This window comes from Stieleria sp. JC731 (assembly GCF_020966635.1).
Lineage (GTDB): Bacteria > Planctomycetota > Planctomycetia > Pirellulales > Pirellulaceae > Stieleria.
Genome location: NZ_JAJKFQ010000005.1, coordinates 402,350 through 420,898 on the forward strand (window position 1 = coordinate 402,350; position 18,549 = coordinate 420,898).

Here is an 18,549-nt window from a genome sequence, read left to right on the forward strand (position 1 = left end):
ACATCACCTGCCGGATAAGAATGAGTTCAGCTGAACCAGCGATCTCTGACGAAGTCGCAAAAAGTGCCGCCGAGGCCCTCGATCGTTTGAACGAGCACACCCTGAAAACTGTCCACTGGCACTTCAGCGATGAAACGGGAAGTCCGTTTTGGCTGGGGAAGAAGGCGGAGCTGAATTTCGACCCGTTGAAGGATGTGAAGTCCTTCGATGACCTGAAGAAATTTCCACACTTCGAAGACGAGTGGTTGCGCGGCGGACCGGTAACCCGTTGGGTTCCAAAAGGTCATGCCGGAAAGCCAACCTACGTTTTCGAAACGGGCGGAACCACCGGGATCCCCAAGAGCCGGATGGTGATTGAGGATCACTGGAAAGATTACGAGTTGTTCAGCGACACGCTTCCCGACGAGTATTTCCCTCGCGGTGCGAATTGGCTGATGCTGGGACCAAGCGGTCCACGTCGGCTTCGTTTGGCTGTTGAGCACCTAGCGCAACACCGTGGCGGTATCTGCTTCTGCATTGACTTGGATCCACGATGGGTTGTGAAGTTGATCAAGAAGGGATGGATGGAGCACCTCGAAGAATACAAGAAGCATTGCATCGATCAGGCGGTTACTGTTTTAACCGCAGGTCACGACATTCAATGCATGTTTGCGACACCAAAGTTGTTGGAATCACTCGGTGAAGCGTTAGAGGATCGCGGCACCAGTCTGCAAGAAGTCGGAATCAAAGGCATTTTCTCTGGCGGAACCGAATTCACACCACAGTGGACTCGCTTCTGTGTCGAAGAAATGCTCGGCGGACCGGTCGAAGAGGGTGGCGTTTATATGACGCCGACCTACGGGAACACACTGATGGGCTTGGCATGCAGCAAACCCATCACAGCAGCCGAAGGCTACAAGATCAGCTACTACGCGCCGCAGCCTCGCGCGGTCACCGAAGTCGTTCAGTTTGACGACTACGATCAAGTCGTCGGCTACGGAGAAACCGGACGCGTCAAACTCTACACGCTGACCGATGAATTCTTCGTACCTGGATTCATGGAACGTGATGAGGGAGAGCGTGAAGCTCCGTTCGACATGTATCCATGGGATGGTGTCAGTGGAGTTCGTCCTTTCCACGAGCTCGCCAGCGCCACAACGGTTGGCGTCTACTAGAAATCTATCTTAAGGATCCGCGCATGGCTCTTTCCGATGTGAGAGAGCGTGCGTGATTGCATTCCCATAACAAGACATGCATGCATGGCGTTCAGGCGAACGCCAGTTTCAAAGTTCACCTTGGCAAGCGTTCCGCGAATAGGCGGCTGCTCGGTGGTGATGCTGTCTCTACTTCGCACATTTAAAACACACTTTATTCACCATGATCACACTGCAACCGCTTCGCTGGGGCAAGCCATACGAGTCGATTGAAATCAAAGACGTCGTGCACTTTGATACCGGCGAGCCCATCGCCAAATTCGGTTCGGTTGGTGGAGGCATCGTCGCTCGTGATTTGAAGAAGGCCGACAAGGCACGCGAAGCGTTGTTGAAGTACACGCCGGCCGAACTGTTGGACATGTGTAAAAAGGCGGCTGAGCTATTCGAGACTGCCGAATTGCAGGTCGGTGATTCAAAGCAATCGGTCGATCAATTTGTGCATCAGCAGTCCGCGAGCACCGGCTTGCCCGAGCACATGTGCCGATCGAACCTGAAGAAAAACAGTTTTGTACTGGCCAATATGACCGAGATCCTCGACTGCCTCACTCGCGGTCTGGACCTCAATGTCTTCAGCAAAGGATATGGCGAAGAAGGCCGTGGCGTAATCGTCAGCTACCAAGCACAGACGCCTATTCTGGGTGCGGTTCTGCCAAATAACTCGCCCGGGGTTCACACGCTTTGGTTGCCTGCGATTCCATTGCAAATCGGATTGGCACTCAAGCCAGGCTCACAAGAACCTTGGACGCCTTACCGAATGGTTTCCGCGTTCATCGAAGCCGGGGTTCCGGCGGAAGCGTTTGGTTTGTACCCAGGCGGGCACGATGCCGGTGGTGCGATCATGACGAAGACCTCGCGCAGTATGATTTTCGGTAGCGCCCAAACGGTCGCGCAGCACGCAGGTAACCCGCGTGTTCAAGCACACGGACCGGGTTGGTCCAAGATCATTCTATGTGATGATGTTGTCGATGATTGGGAACTGTACCTCGACATGATGGTCGAAAGTGTGCTCAGTAACTCAGGCCGTTCTTGCATCAACTGCAGCGGCATTTGGGCCAGTCGTCACACACGTGAAATCGCACAAGCGATCGCCGAGCGTATTGGGCCAGTGGATGTGTTGCCTCCGACGGACGAGAACGCTCAGTTGGCCGCGTTCACCGTTCCTGCCATGGCAACGGGAACCTACGCCATGGTTCAACAAGATTTGGCAGAGTCCGGCGTGACGGATATGACTGCCGAGTATGGCGACAAGCTGATCGAACGCGAGCACTGCGCATACCTGCGTCCGATGGTTCTGCACGCCGATTCGCCAGATCGGGGTGTAGCTTCGAAGGAGTACATGTTCCCATTCGTCGGTGTCGTCGAATGTCCGCAAGCGGAAATGTTGCGCCGTATCGGCCCGACTTTGGTGGGAACCGTTCTGACTCGTGACCCTGCCTTCATCCAACAGGCAAGCAGCTGCGTTGATATCGACCGAATCAACATTGGGCCGATCCCAACGAATCGTTTGAATTGGCTGCAGCCTCACGAAGGCAACATCATCGACTTCCTCTATCGCTCGCGCGCCTACCAAGTCGCTGATTTGCCGGTTCCGGCGTCGACATAATCAAGTCGACTGATTCGAATTTGTGAACCAACGAAGCTTGGCGACTGGAACCCGGTGGCCAAGCTCGGGGTCGGTCCAGATCAACGGAGGTTTCAGTTCGGTGCTTGAAGTTATCCGGTCGTCGAGATAGTAGCCGATGGTCGCTTGCCGATCATGAGTTGAAAGCACTGATTGACTTCCAGGGTGTTCTTCTTGGTTCACCACTTGAGTGCGACTGGCATCACGCCAAAGGTCACCATCCTCATCGCGAGTCACATGCGCCGTGACAAATGGTGATGTGCCTAGTGCCGCCGCTACGTTGACAGTCTGTGGTTGGCTAAAGACGTTCTCTGGTGTATCGCATTGAGCGATCTTGCCACCGTCGATGACTGCGATCCTGTCCGCAAGACGCATTGCTTCGGAACCATCATGAGTCACATGAATCGTCACGCCGTGACTGTTCTGATGGGTCATGCGAAGGTCCTGCTCGATGCGAAACTTAGCGGCAGCATCGATTGCCGAAAGAGGCTCGTCGTACAGGCGGATGTTGGCGCCAGAAACGATTGCTTTTGCTAAGGCGGCTCGCTTTCGTTGGCCTCCACTGAGTTGTTCTGGCAATCGATCGAGTAGGTGAGAGATGCCCAAGCTTTCGGCTGCCTGCGAGATCAGTTCGCTTGCTCCTTTCGCGGAACGAGATTCTTTCAGTCCCAACGCGATGCTTTGCGAGATCTTCAGATGTGGGTAGAGGCCGTTGTCCTGCGGCACGAACGCGACACGCCGTTTGCGTGCGGGAATGCATCTTGCGTTTTGCCCGTTTAGTTCAACGGTTCCCGACGACGGTTGCAGAAGGCCCGCGATCAGACGCAGCAGAGTCGTTTTCCCACAGCCGCTAGCACCCAGTATCACCAGGTACTCGCCGTCTTGGACATCAAGGCACAGATCGGAAAGGACTCGGGTGTGGCCAAAGTTGACAGAAACGTTCTGAAGTCGGACGGTCGACATAGGCTTGGATACCGCTGGCAAGTTCGAGACGCCGTGCAAATCAATTGATGCACATCGAGGCAAGACTCTTAGTGCATGTTTGTGCATTCGGCGTTGAAAGCACTTGGATAATGTAACAAAGCCCACGTTAGTCAAAGTCGTAAACCGACAGAGTGATTGTGTATGCACCGGGTGACTTTGACGACTGGTTCGGTCGTCGGCGATTTTCCTGTTGTGGCAGATCACACACTCTTGTTGTTGGGGGCCAGCATTGATGGTCGATCACGACGGTGGGATTGTCATGGATTTGTCACACGCAGGATTGGTGACAGTGATGACCGAGGCAATTCCACCGAGCAGGGACTCGCTTGGTGGGGTGTCGCCAAAGATTGAGCGATCGACCGGTGAATGCTCGCCACCACTATCAAGGATGAAAGGAATCATGCGACGGACCATTACAGGAATGATTGCGTTGGGGTTGTTGGCTAGTTCGACTGATGTTTCAGTTCTAGCAGATCAACCGACTCAAACAGTCCTTTTGGATGCACCACGGTGGGCGATGGTGCCACAAGAGGAAGCGGCAGACGATTTGACTCCGATCGAGAGTCCGTCGTTGAAATCGAAGGATGACGATACACTGCGTGGCGCTCTGGAAATGTTAGCCGAAGAAGGCGGCGACGATGAGCTACAGATCGAAAGCGGCAGTCGGGCACCAGAACTAGATTCTGATGAGTCCAACGAATCGCTGTTCGCAGGTCGGAAAACACAGTTCACCGAGGGGCGTTTTGCACTGCCGCCGATCGCCGCGTTGACAACTGACACGCATGAAATCGGCAACGGGGAGACCCCCAAGGGATTTCGCCAAGGAGAGCAGGCTGTACTAGTTCCATTGCCAGAAAGCGGTGCCGATCGGGACGCGTCCTGGTATTGGAGCCAGCGATACTGGGCAGCGTCCAACAACTTCTCGCATCCACTGTATTTTGAGGATCGAATGTTGGAGCGGCATGGACATTCGCGATTCCCGCATTTGCAGCCATTAGCGTCAGCAGGTCGGTTCGCCACGCAATTTGCCATGTTGCCATATTTGGTTGCGATCACGCCGCCCTACGAGTGCCAGTATTCGCTGGGGTACTACAGAGCCGGGTCATGTGTCCCTGCTTTCTTGGGACGGGCTCCTTATCAGCGAAAAGCAGCGATCGCGCAGGCAGCTGTAATGGGCGGTTTGACCGCGATGCCCTAGTGCTTCGTTCCAACTCGATTTTAGGATTAGTCATATGGCGTTAGCCACGGTTACGGTGCATTAACCGGGGCTAACGCCCGTCGGCTGATGAATCGGACCCGCTTGGTTTTTGGATTAGCCGTATGGCGTTAGCCACGGTTTGAGTGCAATAACCGGGGCTAACGCCCGTCGGCTGATGGTTCGAACCCGTATTTTCATATGGAACGAAACACTAGTGAGATTTCTGCGGAATCGGGTTTGAAGAGCGGTAGATCATTCCGCAGATACATTTCACACATAGCAAAAGCGATGCGCCAACTGGACGAATCAGGTGTTCAGTTGGCCGTTATGTCGACCGACGCCGGCGGTTGCTGAATCGAAAAGGGGCTTTCGATCAGTCACGGCGTCGGGTAGAAAAGTGCTTTCTGCCATTCTTGCCATACTTGGATGATCGAAGATGATCTACCTGCTGACTTTGATTGCCGTCGCGTCTCGCTTTTTGCCACACCCACCCAATTTCGCCTGCATCGGTGCTCTGGGGTTGTTCGCTGGCTGTTATGTCGCGGGTCGACGTGCTTACCTGGTGCCGCTGGTCGCGTTGGCGGCAAGTGACATCATCGGCCAGCTGTTTTCCGTTTCAGGAATGGGATTCTATCGTCCTGAGCAAATGCTGTTTGTGTATTTGGGGCTTTTTGCATCCGTCGCAATGGGGCGTTTGACACGTCAAGATTCTGGTGCTGCTTGGAAGCGTCTTCCATTTGCCGTTCTAGCGGCTTCGACGACTTTCTTTGTGATCAGCAACATCGGCGTCTGGTTGGGACCATGGTATCCCACCACATTTGAGGGGTTGGTCGCCTGCTTTACGGCGGCGATTCCGTTTTACGGCTTCACGATGGCCGGAGATTTTTTCTTTGCCGCTGCAATGTTCGGTGCAATGGAAATGAGTCGTATCCAGTCGCGAGGGAACGCCCTCGCTGCAACCGCGACAACCGCTACATAACGAATCCATTTAGAAAAGATTCGAACGCCAGGCCGAGGACGAAAACACGTTCTCGGCTTGTTTTTTGCGCGTTTTGGGACTTCAAATAAGTGGCTATGAGACAAGGCTTTTGGGCGGTTATCGAGCGTTCCTAAACGCAAATAGGGAAAGTCAAGCGTCTGGGGGAATACCGACATCCATTGCGGAAATCGGGCAAAACAAAGGATTTACTGCGGAACTTCGACTTTGCGACATGCGTCAGACCCGGGTGATTCGTTGACACACTACTCGCCCCAACTAGAATCGCAGCCAACCCTTATCCAATCGCCTCAAGCTTCGCATTTTACCCATCCTTCTGATTGGGCGAGCACTACGTATTTTGCAATGCTCGGCATTTAAATGTCCGATGTCAGTCAAACGTGCGTCAGCTCAGTGCTGCAGCATTCGGTGTGAATTCGAGACGCTGTGGCTGATAAGAGAATGGATTTAATTAGCTCGGCGAGTTCGGTGGAATTACACTGCTGGCTCGCGAATATTCCCAACCTGTCCCGCGACTTGGCCCGCCTTTCTGATCCATCCAAAGCCGGGTTTATAAGTAGAGACCTTCGATGATCCGACGAACACTTTCCGATTCTTCACGCCGCGATGCGGCCAAGGGCAACCGAAAGCGAATTGCGCGTTCCGGGCAAAAGCGGCGTTTGCTGATGGAGAATCTGGAGGGTCGGCGCCTGCTAGCGTCCGACACCGCGTTTACTCCTGTTCCTGTCGACCCAGCGTTGTTCGCCGCACAGCTGCCGCGAAATGTGGGCACCGTCACTGCGATGCAGATTGGCGAAAATGAGACCGCAGGGGTGCGGGGTGGGAACGACACCATCGCGACGGCACAGGTGCTTCCTTTGGGAACACTGGCCAGCCAAGAGGACACGATCGACGTCTCTGGTTCGTTGAACATCAGTTTCAATTCCCAGAACCAAATCATCTCGGACGTCGATTACTTCGCGGTCGACCTTCAAGCCGGCGACATTTTGGACATCGCGTTGATCGGCGCCCAAGGCAACTTCAGCGTTTCCTACGGACCTGGAACTCAAGCTCCAGGTCGTTTCTGGTTTGGTACCGATTCGAACCAGTCGCTTTTGGATCCTGTGACTGGTGAAGTGCTGTACGCCAAGGGGTCACCACTGCAAACGTTGGGTAGTGCGGTTGGCGCCCAAGTTGTGCCAGAAACAGGACGCTACTACATCGGCTTGGCTCCTGCTGCCGTCAGCGCTAACTACACGATGGGCTTGCGTGCATACCGCCCCGTGATTGAGCAAGCCCCACTGGGTGCTCAGCAAATCATGTATCTCGATTTCGATGGTGGGTTCTATCCCAGCAGCGAAATCAGCGGTTCGACATTGCCGTTGGGCATGGTTCGATTTGACCGCTTGGTCGACAACCTGGGCGTACTAGGGTTTACCAACCCGACGCAGGTCGATGGTGACCTTTTGCAGCAGCAGATTCTTGCTGAAGTCCGTGATCATTACGACACGATCACGGTTTATGGCAACAATGGCGATTACGATGAAACCGGCATCGGTGGCCAATACGGAATCACAATTGTCAGCTCTTTGGAGTGCCCCGAGTTTGGTGACCGCAGTGCTTGTGCGGTTGGCAACACTGACCTGACCAACAACCCGCTTGTGACGCGTGTTATGGTCGGCGGATTGGTTTCAAACACCGGTATCGACGGAGTCTACGGGATCGCAGAATCGGTCGACGTGGGTAACTTCCGTCCCGGTGAAATCACGACCGTTGTACTCGATCAGATTTCAGCTCTGACGACGACAATTCCACGTTCACCTGCTGTAAGCGAATTGGATGTCATTTCCAAATTCCTTGGCGGCGTGATCTCTCACGAAGCAGGCCACACGTTTGGAGAGCGACATACATCGCCTAACAACGGCACAGACAACATCATGGATGCTGGTGGTGTCGCACAAGCGTTGATCGATAATTTGGTTGGTCCAGGCCCCGATGGAATTGTCGGAACAGTTGATGACGTTGCTCCAATCTTCGCCCGCGAAGATATGTTTGAGCTTGCCGAAGGCTTCTTTGGCTACACCCGAACTGCGGCATCGCTGTCATTCGAACTGTCGACCGGTCGAGCGACTTCAACTATTACCGGACGTGTCTTTAATGATGCGAACCGCGACGGTGCCTTCAACGGCGATGCTGGACTAGCTGGCATCACGGTTTACGCTGACCTCGACGGCGACCGCGTACTTGATGCGACCGAGCCTTCTTCGGTCTCCGCAGCGGACGGATCCTACCGATTGGACGTTGCACCTGGCGTGACCTACACCGTCGTTGCACAGACCCCCGCACAATATGTCGCCAGCACGTCGACCGAACGCAGTGCGACCGCCGGAACCACCGACTTGAACTTCGGTTTCACCAAAGTCGTTTCGGATGTGACCGGGATCAAGTTTGCTGACCTTAACGGAAACGGCCAATTCGATACCAACGAGCAAGGGCTCGAAGGTGTCTACATCTACCTTGACTTGGACGGTGACGATCGGCCTGACCTCGGTGAGCCATCGGATGTCACCGATGCAAACGGTTACTACTCGATCGACTTCCCAGGCCCAGGCACCTACACCATTCGGGAAGTTGTCGAAGCAGGCTTCCAGCAGACATTCCCCGCCAGTGGCGAGCACATCGTCACCTATGACGGTATCGGGCTGACTGACAACTATAACTTCGGTAACCTGCCATCGCGTGACTACGGCGATGCCCCGGATACCTACCTGACATCAGTCGCGGCAGGTGGACCTAGCCACGGAATCTCACAAGCGGTTGGACTTGGTACTTTGGTCGACCGTGAAGTGGACGGTTTTCCAACTGCCACCGCACTTGGCGACGACAACAACAACGTTGACGACGAAGACGGTATCCAATTGCTTTCGCCGCTCGGACCCGGCGGAACCGCGACGATCCAAGTCAACGCACGAAACACCTCGGGACAACCGGCTTATCTACAGGGCTGGATCGACTTCAATGCCAACGGCGTCTTCGATGCCTCAGAGCAAGTCATCACCAACGCCAATGTCGCTGCGGGACTTTCGAATGTTACCGTTAGCGTTCCAGCAAATGCCGTCATCGGTTCGACTTATGCTCGCTTCCGTTACAGCCCAACAGCGGGCATCGGACCAGCAGGTGATGCTGACTTGGGTGAAGTCGAAGATTACCAGTTCGACATCTTGCAACAGGCATCGGTAGCCAACGATGACACGTTCACCGTTTCGCGCAACTCGCTGTCAAACGAATTGGACGTACTCGGCAATGATTTCCAGTCGAGCCTGACGGAACTGACGGTCGTCACCTTGAACACCAACGGAACTTCCGGTGTTGTAACGATCGCTGGTGACGGCAAGTCGGTCTTCTACACGCCACGCAATGGCTTTACCGGACGCGACGTCTTCCAGTACACCGTACAAGACCAAGCTGGTAACCGATATTCGGCCGAAGCGGTGGTGACGGTCAGCTTCCAATCGAACGTCCCAATCGCGGTTGACGATACGTTCGACATTCCACAGGGATCGACCAACCGACCTCTGAATGTTCTGGACAACGACGTTCCTAGCATCGCCGGTGGCATTCGAATCGTATCTGTTACCGCGGGCGATCAGGGCGGTACGGTGACGATGGAAGGCGGCGGACAAACGATTCGCTATACCCCAGTGGCTGGCTTTACCGGTACAGAGCAATTCACCTATAGCATTCAAGATGCCAATGGTGTCACCAGCCAAGCGACGGTGACGGTGAATTCGCAGCCGGGGGCACGTGCAGATGACTTGGTCGACTTCACGATCGGCATCTACGATGTTACCAACAATCAACCGATCTCAAGCGTTCAGGTTGGCCAAGAGTTCTACGTCCGAGTCTTCGTCCAGGAACTCAACAATCAAGTCTTCGATCCAGAAGGCGTTGCATCAGCCTTCTTGGACCTGCTGTACTCAGATGGTTTGGTCGCAACGCAAGACACGATGAGTGGCGATGCGTTTGGCTTTGACATCACCTTCGGACCAAACTTCCAAGGTAGCGGATTCCAGCTCGGCGACGCTTCGATTCCTGGTGTGATCGACGAAGTCGGTGCCGTTCAACCGATCCCAGGTGACGGCAACTTGATCCAGCACAGTGATCCGGCCGAATTGTTCACCTTGACCATGACAGCAGTCTCGCCTGGGGTAGCAGTCTTCGCCGCAGACCCGGCTGACACGGCGGTTGCGGAAACCATTTTGGTCGGTGAAGACACCGCACTGACCCCAGCACAGCAGCGTTTGGGCCGAACCGAGTTGACGATCTTCCCACAGTCGGACAACTTTGCCAGTGCGATTGACGACGCGTTCATGGTCGGAACCGACAGCAACGGAGTTGTCATCAGTGCGGCAAACGGTCCAAACACCTTGGATGTACTCGATAACGATATCTTCGGGCCGACCAATAGCTTGCTCGAGCGTGGCATCGGAATCGACGCTTCGTTGGGAACCGTTAGCTTCGATGACAACGGCACACCTAGCGACCTGACCGACGACTTCGTCACTTACTTCGCCAATAGCAATGCCAGCGGCTACGACCGCTTCACGTACTACATCGTTTCTGGTGATGGCGTGCGTAGCGTTGCTGAAGTAACCCTGGCCATCGGCGACGCCGCGGGCGATGATGACTTGGTCGAAGTGTCCTTCGGATTGGTCGATCAACTCGGCAACTCGATCGCCTCGGTCAACTCGGGCGATACCTTTGGCGTTCAAGTCTTTGTCGAAGACCTGCGATCTGCGATCGATGGCAACACGTTTGTCTTCGCCAGCTACATGGACATGCTATACGATTCTGGCGTCCTGAGCCCCGGTTCGGTTCCTACGGGAAGCCGCTTCGATTTCGATGTCGCCTTTGACAGCGACTTTGACGCGTCCGCCGGTGTAGGTACTGCCGCTCGTGACGGAATCATCGATGAGTTCGGTTCACTGCTTCGTCAAACGGTTGCGGAATCCGGCAGCGTTGCCGAACCAAACCTGATGGCGACCGTTTACTTCACCGCAGGCCCAGTTGCTTCGACCACCGTGACACGCGTCAAAGCAAGCCCTGCCGACTCGTCGCCATTCCAAGACACCCTGTTGTTCGACCGCGACCAACCGGTGCCGGTATCACAGATCCGCTACGATGTTCTGGATATCACGATCAATCCTGTAAGCTCGCTACAAAACCAAGCGATGCCTGAGGACGTCAACAATGACGGAATTGTGACTCCTTCGGATGCGTTGTCAGTCATTAATGCACTGGGACGTTTGGGCGAAGGCGAACAAGCTGATTCGGGATCATTCACGGACGTCAACGGTGACTTCCAAACATCACCGATCGATGCATTGATGGTGATCAACTACTTGGCTGTTCAAATCGCATCAGAAGGTGGCGAAGGCGAATCGGTTGGATCTGGCCTAACCGCCAGCAATGATTCGGCAATCACCGATCTGTCAGGTTCCGTCGGATTGATGACTTCGGATGCCGATGACGACGATGACGATTTCTTGTCCTTGTTGGCTCAAGACCAGTCATCATTGGCATAACAATCTAAACGAGCAAATCGCTGCAGCAGTCGTTTTCGAAACACTGTTGCGTGGTTCGCTCATAACCAAAACAAAACGCCGAGGCGAACAGAAATGTTTGCCTTGGCGTTTTTTGTTGTACCGTTCGGTCGCGGTGCGAGATTCAATCCTCGATTTGCCCAGTGACTAGTAAGGCGGAAAGTCAGTTTGCAATCGCGAGGTGCCAGCCAGATCAGCGAGTTGGTCGAACGTCTGTAACGCAACTTCGATCGAAGTTGCGTCAGAGGCTTGGATAAAGTAGTCGCCTGAGATTCCCAAGCTTTCCTTGACGATAAATCCGATCTCGGGATCGACATCCATAAAGCTTGGCGCTAGTTCAAAGTCCCGGTCATCGACCAAGCGATTCGCTAAGACATCGATGATGCTGAAGTAATAGCGAAGCTCATCGTCGTCTTCTTCAGCGAGCATGTATTGAATTTCATCGTCATCCGCTCCATCGCGAACCGCATCTTCACGATACGCCTCTCGGATGAGTTGTTTCCATTTCAGTATCTCGGCGCAGCATTCGGTTTGGTCGAGGGACTCTTGATTTCCCGATTCCGGCCAGATTGGGGCGCAACGGGATCGATTTTCCAGATCGATTAAGTCACTTTCAATTTCGAGCTGCTGATAGACGTGTTGGTAGACGCTGAAACACGCCGCTTTCTCTAACGCTCCCCAATCGTGTGCGTCTCCTTTGCCAAGTAGAGCGAACCTGGACACTTTCAGTAATAGCGTCAGCTTGGTGCTCCAATCAAGGGAATCGAACAGATGTACTCCGAATTGCCAATGTTGATCATCGTCGGGATGCGCAAAGCAATCTCGGAAAACGTCCAGCATCACGCCCAGCGAGCGTGCATAAAGCTCAGCATGGGGGCCGGTCAGTTTTCGAGATTGGTAAGGATCATAGATCATTCAATGATCTCCTTTCCGACGTGTTGGGTGTATCCAATTGATTCTTCTACTCTCACCGCTGAGGGTCAACTTAGAACCCAAGATTACGCCCGCAAAAATCGTTCCACGTCCCCATTCCTGCTACGTTTTGTTCAGTAGCCTGTGGCTGAGACATTCGCCTGGAAACTCTCGAATCTGACGATTCGAAGCGGCGGCCGAGGCCATTCATAGACAGCTTTGCGCGGGCAGTTGCACAGGTGCAGTCGCACCGTAGCTACACAGACGCGTTCACACCGATGTATTCGCACCGGGGCAATCGCTAAAGCGACAGAGGGGCGGGGTGATTTCGGTTCTTCCAAAGATACAGAATTCGATCCTCAATCGGAGGATGGATTGAGTCGCCTTCGCCATGAAGTTCTGGAACGCGAAAGAGGACTTTGCCGGGAGCCTGAAGGATCATCTCAGCAAGTTGGTCTATCTGAGACGGCGACAGTCGGATTTCGTTCGGGTCATCGAGGATCTCTTCCCATTCGATTCGTTGCAACTGATTTACATATTTTGCCATCTGTTCGAGCTGGTCACGAACATCTTCTTCATCATCGAGGGTGTCGGATTCCCAGACGTACTTGAAGAAGCCCTTCAATGAGAGTTGCCGGTTGGATCGTCGTTTTGCTTGGACTTCCTTCGCGACCGATTCATAAAAATCGGCCTCGGTTTGGAAGCCAAATGGGACAGCTGCTTCGATCGCTGTCGCGATGTCTTTTGGGGAAAGGTCCGGCTGCTCGAGGTTGCGGCCTAAGACTTCCAAGTAAACCAAGCCGCGAATTTCGGCATCCAGACCGATCTTCAATAGGCTGGATACCGAGGGTTCGATGCCGTTGACCTGCGCACCAAAGTCGTCACAGAGGTATTCGATAGTGCGCCCATACTTTGAATGCCGAATGTTGTTAATCATCCAAAAGAACGAACAGATCGCTGAGAGGACGATGAAGCCCAGAAGCCCGGTCAGGCGAATCTCTTGCACAGCAAAGAGTCCAACCAGGGCGCCAAGCGTTATGGTAAGAAACGTCAGGTGATCGTCGACCAGTTTGAACTTGTAGTAGTGTCCAAGTTCATGTCCCATGACAGACTGAACTTCTTGACCGTTCAACTTATGGAGCGTCTGGCGGTTCAGGTAGATGCCGTTGATGCCGGTGAAGAATGAAGTCAGGCGTAGACTGCTCGCATTTAAGGATCGATCATTTGTGACGTACAGACGCGGCCCATTGGCGGCAAGATGAAGCCGCCGAAGAGTTTCCTGGAAAAGGAACTTGAGCTTGTGTTTGTCAAGTTCACCAAAGCGGGTCGACTCTTTGATGTCTTCAACACGCTTTTTCGACTGGCCCCAGATCCGCGCAAAGTCCATAAAAAATGGACCAATAGCGACCAAGCAAGCGATCACCGAAGCGATCGGAGAAACGACGACGGCCTTCCAATTGATGAAATAGATCAACGCGGCGATGGCGACAAACCGGATCGAGATCCAAAGCCAAGCGTTTTGGTTCGCGCGACGCAAGATCGCTAACAAGTCCGCGCGGTCGGGAATCAAGTTTGGATCCATTTCAGAATGCCGCGTCGATTAACGTCGACAAGAATCCGCCGGTTGGTTTTCCGCGGGTTTGATAATAGAGATGACCGGGCCCGGTGTAGCGATTAACAAGTCCTTCGCCGGACATCAGTGAATCACTTATCTTGTCGGTTGCTTTAACGAGTTTGTAGGTGATGGTATCGGAAAACGCGATCATGAATCGGTTGTCCACGAACAGCGTTTCACCCTCATCAAGGTAGCGGTGGATGACCGCACCGTAGCTTTGGCAAAAAACGTGACCGGCCCCTGTGGCATGCATCAGGAACAGGCCCTTCTTGCTCATCAACCCTTTCAGACCGCCATACTTTATCTGGATAGCTGTCAGCCCGACGTTTGCCAAATAGGAGCCTCGCGTCAGGTAGTATCCCGATTCCTGCGACAGGTCCAAGACGACAATGTCGCCATAGCTTTCAGGGGCCAGGACAACGGTTTGCCCGTCGTCTTTGGCGCGAAATTCTGCGGTGAAGAAGTTTTCTCCACCAAGCATGTTCTTCAAGCCGCCAAACCAAGAATGAGACCGCTTTCGCGTTGGTTCGGCGGCGGTATTGTCCTCACCACTGGGGTGATGATCTTGCCGGCCGGCACGCGCCGAAATTCGAATTCCTGCCGTCATGGTGAGCATGCTGTTGGGCTGAGCCACAACATACTCATTCTGACTAAGTGATAGCTGAAGAGTCGAAAACGTTGGCGCGTGATTGACCTGAAATTCCATGCTTGAAAACGCTACGTCAAACAGAGTGTCGGACTAAAAGTCGTTGTCCGCAGTTCCTGAAGCGTACTTGTTTTGAAGCATGTAGCCGACGAATGCGATGACACCGAGAATGCCTAGGAAGATAAACAAGGCGACCATCCGTGGCACTCCCAGAATGTCTGAAATGCCAGTGATACAAATGTCATAAATGACAACGCGGATGAACCAGCCGACAATACTGCCGAGCCCGCCACGACGAGCCATCAATGAGAATGGAGAAAGAAGCATCGAAGAGGAGTCCTCAATATAAAGCCTAGGACCGAATCGCCAGTCGAGACAGTCACAGGGAAAAGCTAGACGAATTGAGGGCGCTGAAATCACCCCCGGCAAGCTGGACTTAGGTATAGCGGGCGGACGAGCGCCTTGTCAAGTTTTCGGGGGGATCAGATGACGGGCGATCGGGCCAGATCGATAATGCCTGAGAACAAGCCACATTTATTGGGCTCTCTAGCACAGCGCTGCTCGCTCTCAGCCCAATCAAGCGTGTGGAAAAGCTGAAAGCGAGGCACCAAGATCGCAGCCTTTAACTACTTCATTTGAACGCGGCAGAGGAAGTCGTCCGCGGTCATGTAAAGGTACTTTTGCTCATTGTCAAAAGTGCAATTGCTAACACGGCCTTCGGTTAGAATTCGGCCAAGTAACTTGCCTTCGGGCGATATGACATAGATCCCGCCGGGACCGCTCGCGAACAAGGTCCCGTCTTTGGCAACGGTCATGCCATCGGGTAGGCCTGGAAAGTCTCGCATCGCAGACTTGGCATCGTGAAGCACCTTGCCATCGCCGACTTTTCCATCGGCAATTGGGAAAGCCATCCAGATTGGGTTCTGGGGATCACTTTGCGCTACGTAGAGGGTCGATTCGTCTGGTGACAGTCCGATCCCGTTCGGACGCGTCATCTCCTTGGTCAGTAGATGCAGTTCACCTGCGGTGTCCAGTTTATAAACACCACAAAAATCGAGCTCTCTGCGTGGATCGTCAGCGCGTTCGGGTAAACCGTAAGGTGGATCGGTAAAATAGAGGTTGCCGGCACGATCGAATACCAAGTCATTGGGACTGTTCAATCGGTTCCCTTGATAGGAATCAGCGAGCGTGCGTTTGCCGCCGCCTCGCGTCAGCACCGAGACGCGGCGATCACCGTGTTCACACATGGCGAGTCGACCATTCGGATCAAGCGTCAGGCCGTTGCTGCCGGGTTCCAATCCGTAATAGGTCACTCCGGTATAGCCGCTGGGTGACATGAACAGCTCGATTCCCTTGGCCGGGGACCAACGGAAGATACTGTTGCGAGGAATGTCCGAAAACAAAAGGTGCCCACCGGCATCGTCTTGAATCCAAACCGGCCCTTCGGTCCATGTGAAACCGCCACCGAGCACTTCGATTTTGGTTCCACCGTCTACAAACTGCTCCATCTCGGGAGACAAGATTTCGATCCGGCCAATGGTGGAAGGTGTTTGGCCGTAGGTGGAAACGATTGACCCTAAATAGGTGGCCGCGAGGCCTAGTAGACAGAGCAGTTTACGCATTGAAATGAATCACAGGGAAAGGAGGCGTTAATTCGCGTCCTTTAGTGTATCCAAATCATTTTCCGGTTTGCGAATTTGGGCGCGAGGTTTTTCTGTAACCGTGCCGGGGACCAGCCAAGGGCCGGTGGAGGTCTCCTCGATGACGCGGAAAAGTTCCGTGTTGTCGATCGCTTCGACCTCAAGCAGACGCTGCGTGATGGCTTCGAGAACCTCACGGCGCTGCGAAAGGATGTCACGCGTTTGTCCCAGTGATTCTTCGACAATTCGGGCGACTTCCTTGTCGATCATCTTGGCGGTGTCTTCCCCATAGCTTGTCGAGTGCCCGTTGCCGCCACTGCCCGCTAGGAATGCTGATCCGCTGCTGCGGCGGTAATTAATCCGACCAAGGCGGCTCATTCCGTAATCCATGACCATACTACGGGCGATTTCGGTGCAGCGTTCCAGGTCATTTTGAGCGCCGGTGCTGATATCTTGCAGCACCATCTCCTCGGCCAACGTTCCCGCCAGAAGCACTTTCATCCGGCTTTCCAATTCTAGCTTGGTCATCAGGTAGCGTTCCGATTCTGGACGCTGCATCGTATAGCCCAGCGCGGCAAAGCCACGTGGAATGATGCTGACCTTGTGAACTGGGTCGGTGTTGGGCAATGCTGCGGCAACCAGCGCGTGAGCCGCTTCGTGATAAGCCACGCGAATCTTTTCGTCTTCGTTCATCACGCGGTTTTTCTTTTCCAAACCGGCCGTGACCCGGTCGACCGCTTCATCGAACTCGCTTGTGTTGACAGCTGACTTGTCCGCGCGTGCTGCCAACAAAGCCGCTTCGTTAACGAGGTTGGCCAAGTCAGCGCCGACGAAACCACTGGTGATCGATGCGATATGACGAAGGTCGACGTCATCGCCAAGTTTGACGCTCTTCACGTGAACCTTCAGGATCGCTTCGCGACCGGCGACGTCGGGACGATCGACCAGTACTTGGCGATCGAAACGGCCTGGACGCAACAGTGCAGGGTCTAAGGTTTCGGGGCGGTTGGTTGCCGCGACAACGATTACGCCGTTGTTGGAATCGAAACCATCCATTTCGACCAACAGTGCGTTTAGCGTTTGTTCGCGTTCGTCATGTCCGCCGACAACGCTACCGGATCGGCTCTTACCAAGCGCATCCAATTCGTCGATGAAGATGATACACGGCGCGCGGCTAGTCGCTTGTTGGAACATGTCACGGACACGTGCGGCACCGACGCCGACAAACATTTCTACAAAGTCGCTACCGGAGAGACTGAAGAACGGCACACCGGCTTCGCCAGCGATTGCCTTTGCCAACAAGGTTTTTCCGGTACCGGGAGGCCCGACCAGCAAGACACCTTTGGGAATTCGTCCACCCAACGCTTGGTATTTTTCACTGTTCTTTAAGAAGTCGACGACTTCGCGGACTTCTTCGACGGCTTCGTCAATTCCTGCCGCGTCTTCGAACGTGATCGACAGATCTTCTTGACCATGAAGCTTTCCACGGCTGCGTGAAAATGACATCGGTGAACCGACGCCGCCAATGCGTCGCAACATGATCGCACCGATCGCGATGATCGCGACCAACATCAACAAGTTGAACCAGTTGTCGGCCAAGAATGTGTTTGGCCGAGCGTTATCCCAATTCACACCGGACTGGCTGACCAATTGGTCCATTCGTGCGTCTTGGGTTTCGTTGCGATCGCGAATGGTGCGAAACGTCTTTTGAATCGGCGGATTCTCTGTCGCGTTTTCAGTGCCGCTGCTGATCGATCGCCACATCACGGTCCCGGTGATTTCGTTTTCACCCAGCAGGACAGTTTTCAGATTCGAAAATTCCCACTTCTCGGTGGAATTCCCGGGCGCGTCGACAACTACCTTGGGTTCGGCTTTCGATGCGTCTTCAGGATCCGCCTCCGTTTCCGCATGAGCCACCAAGAGTTGTTCGAGCACCGGATAGGGCATCGAAATGTCTTGGTTGTTGAACATCATCGCGCTCAACATCACCGCAACAACGACGGCGATGATGACCAGCCAGACTCCGCCACCGCGGGTATCCCGCGAAGGCCCTTCGCCACGAGATTCCTTACCATCGGAGTCGCGATTGGAACGCTTCTTGTCACTCATGAATGTCTAAAACTGAAATTGGAAGGATTGCGAGAATGATTTGGGGACCGAA

13 protein-coding genes are annotated in these 18,549 nt (G+C 54.0%); 5 read left to right on the forward strand and 8 right to left on the reverse strand.

What is annotated here, in order from left to right; genetic code table 11:
* Nucleotides 1-20: 20 nt before the first annotated feature.
* Together LOC67_RS12640 and LOC67_RS12645 are read left to right on the forward strand one after the other, a co-directional pair.
* Entirely contained in the window at nucleotides 21-1,154 is a 1,134-nt protein-coding gene (locus LOC67_RS12640; RefSeq protein ID WP_230262967.1) for a hypothetical protein, read from the forward strand.
* A 202-nt stretch (nucleotides 1,155-1,356) separates the two neighbouring features.
* Nucleotides 1,357-2,796, forward strand: a complete 1,440-nt coding sequence (locus LOC67_RS12645; protein ID WP_230262968.1) for an aldehyde dehydrogenase family protein — start codon at nucleotides 1,357-1,359, stop codon at nucleotides 2,794-2,796.
* Here the strand turns inward: LOC67_RS12645 and LOC67_RS12650 are convergent, their stop codons facing one another.
* Nucleotides 2,797-3,777 carry an ABC transporter ATP-binding protein gene (locus LOC67_RS12650; protein WP_230262969.1) on the reverse strand — a complete coding sequence of 327 codons (981 nt, stop codon included), beginning with the start codon at nucleotides 3,775-3,777 and terminating at the stop codon, nucleotides 2,797-2,799.
* Nucleotides 3,778-4,038: 261 nt separating this feature from the next.
* Nucleotides 4,039-4,200, reverse strand: a complete 162-nt coding sequence (locus LOC67_RS12655) for a hypothetical protein (RefSeq protein WP_230262970.1) — start codon at nucleotides 4,198-4,200, stop codon at nucleotides 4,039-4,041.
* Here LOC67_RS12655 and LOC67_RS12660 point away from each other — a divergent pair.
* The 3 genes from LOC67_RS12660 (at nucleotide 4,199) to LOC67_RS12670 (ending at nucleotide 11,557) form a co-directional block, all read left to right on the forward strand.
* Nucleotides 4,199-4,996 (forward strand): hypothetical protein, encoded by a 798-nt coding sequence (locus LOC67_RS12660; protein WP_230262971.1) that lies wholly within the window; start codon nucleotides 4,199-4,201, stop codon nucleotides 4,994-4,996. The genes LOC67_RS12655 and LOC67_RS12660 overlap by 2 nt on opposite strands.
* Before the next feature lie 436 nt (nucleotides 4,997-5,432).
* Nucleotides 5,433-5,975 carry a DUF6580 family putative transport protein gene (locus LOC67_RS12665; protein ID WP_230262972.1) on the forward strand — a complete coding sequence of 181 codons (543 nt, stop codon included), beginning with the start codon at nucleotides 5,433-5,435 and terminating at the stop codon, nucleotides 5,973-5,975.
* A 587-nt stretch (nucleotides 5,976-6,562) separates the two neighbouring features.
* Nucleotides 6,563-11,557: an Ig-like domain-containing protein gene (locus tag LOC67_RS12670; RefSeq protein WP_230262973.1), complete on the forward strand. Its 4,995-nt coding sequence runs from the start codon at nucleotides 6,563-6,565 to the stop codon at nucleotides 11,555-11,557.
* 165 nt (nucleotides 11,558-11,722) lie between these two features.
* Here LOC67_RS12670 and LOC67_RS12675 read toward each other — a convergent pair whose 3' ends face one another.
* The 6 genes from LOC67_RS12675 to ftsH all read right to left on the reverse strand — a co-directional run bounded on the left by LOC67_RS12675 (nucleotide 11,723) and on the right by ftsH (nucleotide 18,497).
* Nucleotides 11,723-12,490, reverse strand: coding sequence for a hypothetical protein (locus LOC67_RS12675; protein WP_230262974.1), 768 nt, complete (start codon nucleotides 12,488-12,490; stop codon nucleotides 11,723-11,725).
* A gap of 298 nt (nucleotides 12,491-12,788) precedes the next feature.
* On the reverse strand, nucleotides 12,789-14,069 hold the full coding sequence (locus LOC67_RS12680) for a M48 family metallopeptidase (RefSeq protein WP_230262975.1): 1,281 nt from the start codon (nucleotides 14,067-14,069) through the stop codon (nucleotides 12,789-12,791).
* Between the two features lies 1 nt (nucleotide 14,070).
* Nucleotides 14,071-14,808, reverse strand: a complete 738-nt coding sequence (locus LOC67_RS12685) for a TIGR00266 family protein (protein ID WP_230262976.1) — start codon at nucleotides 14,806-14,808, stop codon at nucleotides 14,071-14,073.
* A 33-nt stretch (nucleotides 14,809-14,841) separates the two neighbouring features.
* Nucleotides 14,842-15,075, reverse strand: coding sequence for a hypothetical protein (locus tag LOC67_RS12690; RefSeq protein WP_230262977.1), 234 nt, complete (start codon nucleotides 15,073-15,075; stop codon nucleotides 14,842-14,844).
* A 299-nt stretch (nucleotides 15,076-15,374) separates the two neighbouring features.
* Complete coding sequence (locus tag LOC67_RS12695) at nucleotides 15,375-16,370, reverse strand: SMP-30/gluconolactonase/LRE family protein (protein ID WP_230262978.1); 996 nt, start codon at nucleotides 16,368-16,370, stop codon at nucleotides 15,375-15,377.
* 27 nt (nucleotides 16,371-16,397) lie between these two features.
* On the reverse strand, nucleotides 16,398-18,497 hold the full coding sequence (ftsH, locus tag LOC67_RS12700) for an ATP-dependent zinc metalloprotease FtsH (protein WP_230262979.1): 2,100 nt from the start codon (nucleotides 18,495-18,497) through the stop codon (nucleotides 16,398-16,400).
* Between the last annotated feature and the right edge of the window lie 52 nt (nucleotides 18,498-18,549).

What these genes read in the sequence shown, in the direction of transcription:
- LOC67_RS12645 (WP_230262968.1), top strand. Translation starts at nt 1,357, where the DNA reads ATGATCACACTGCAACCGCTTCGCTGGGGCAAGCCATACGAGTCGATT.
- ftsH (WP_230262979.1), bottom strand. Translation starts at nt 18,497, where the DNA reads ATGAGTGACAAGAAGCGTTCCAATCGCGACTCCGATGGTAAGGAATCT.
- LOC67_RS12670 (WP_230262973.1), top strand. Translation starts at nt 6,563, where the DNA reads ATGATCCGACGAACACTTTCCGATTCTTCACGCCGCGATGCGGCCAAG.
- LOC67_RS12685 (WP_230262976.1), bottom strand. Translation starts at nt 14,808, where the DNA reads ATGGAATTTCAGGTCAATCACGCGCCAACGTTTTCGACTCTTCAGCTA.
- LOC67_RS12660 (WP_230262971.1), top strand. Translation starts at nt 4,199, where the DNA reads ATGCGACGGACCATTACAGGAATGATTGCGTTGGGGTTGTTGGCTAGT.
- LOC67_RS12695 (WP_230262978.1), bottom strand. Translation starts at nt 16,370, where the DNA reads ATGCGTAAACTGCTCTGTCTACTAGGCCTCGCGGCCACCTATTTAGGG.
- LOC67_RS12680 (WP_230262975.1), bottom strand. Translation starts at nt 14,069, where the DNA reads ATGGATCCAAACTTGATTCCCGACCGCGCGGACTTGTTAGCGATCTTG.
- LOC67_RS12655 (WP_230262970.1), bottom strand. Translation starts at nt 4,200, where the DNA reads ATGATTCCTTTCATCCTTGATAGTGGTGGCGAGCATTCACCGGTCGAT.
- LOC67_RS12665 (WP_230262972.1), top strand. Translation starts at nt 5,433, where the DNA reads ATGATCTACCTGCTGACTTTGATTGCCGTCGCGTCTCGCTTTTTGCCA.
- LOC67_RS12640 (WP_230262967.1), top strand. Translation starts at nt 21, where the DNA reads ATGAGTTCAGCTGAACCAGCGATCTCTGACGAAGTCGCAAAAAGTGCC.
- LOC67_RS12690 (WP_230262977.1), bottom strand. Translation starts at nt 15,075, where the DNA reads ATGCTTCTTTCTCCATTCTCATTGATGGCTCGTCGTGGCGGGCTCGGC.
- LOC67_RS12650 (WP_230262969.1), bottom strand. Translation starts at nt 3,777, where the DNA reads ATGTCGACCGTCCGACTTCAGAACGTTTCTGTCAACTTTGGCCACACC.
- LOC67_RS12675 (WP_230262974.1), bottom strand. Translation starts at nt 12,490, where the DNA reads ATGATCTATGATCCTTACCAATCTCGAAAACTGACCGGCCCCCATGCT.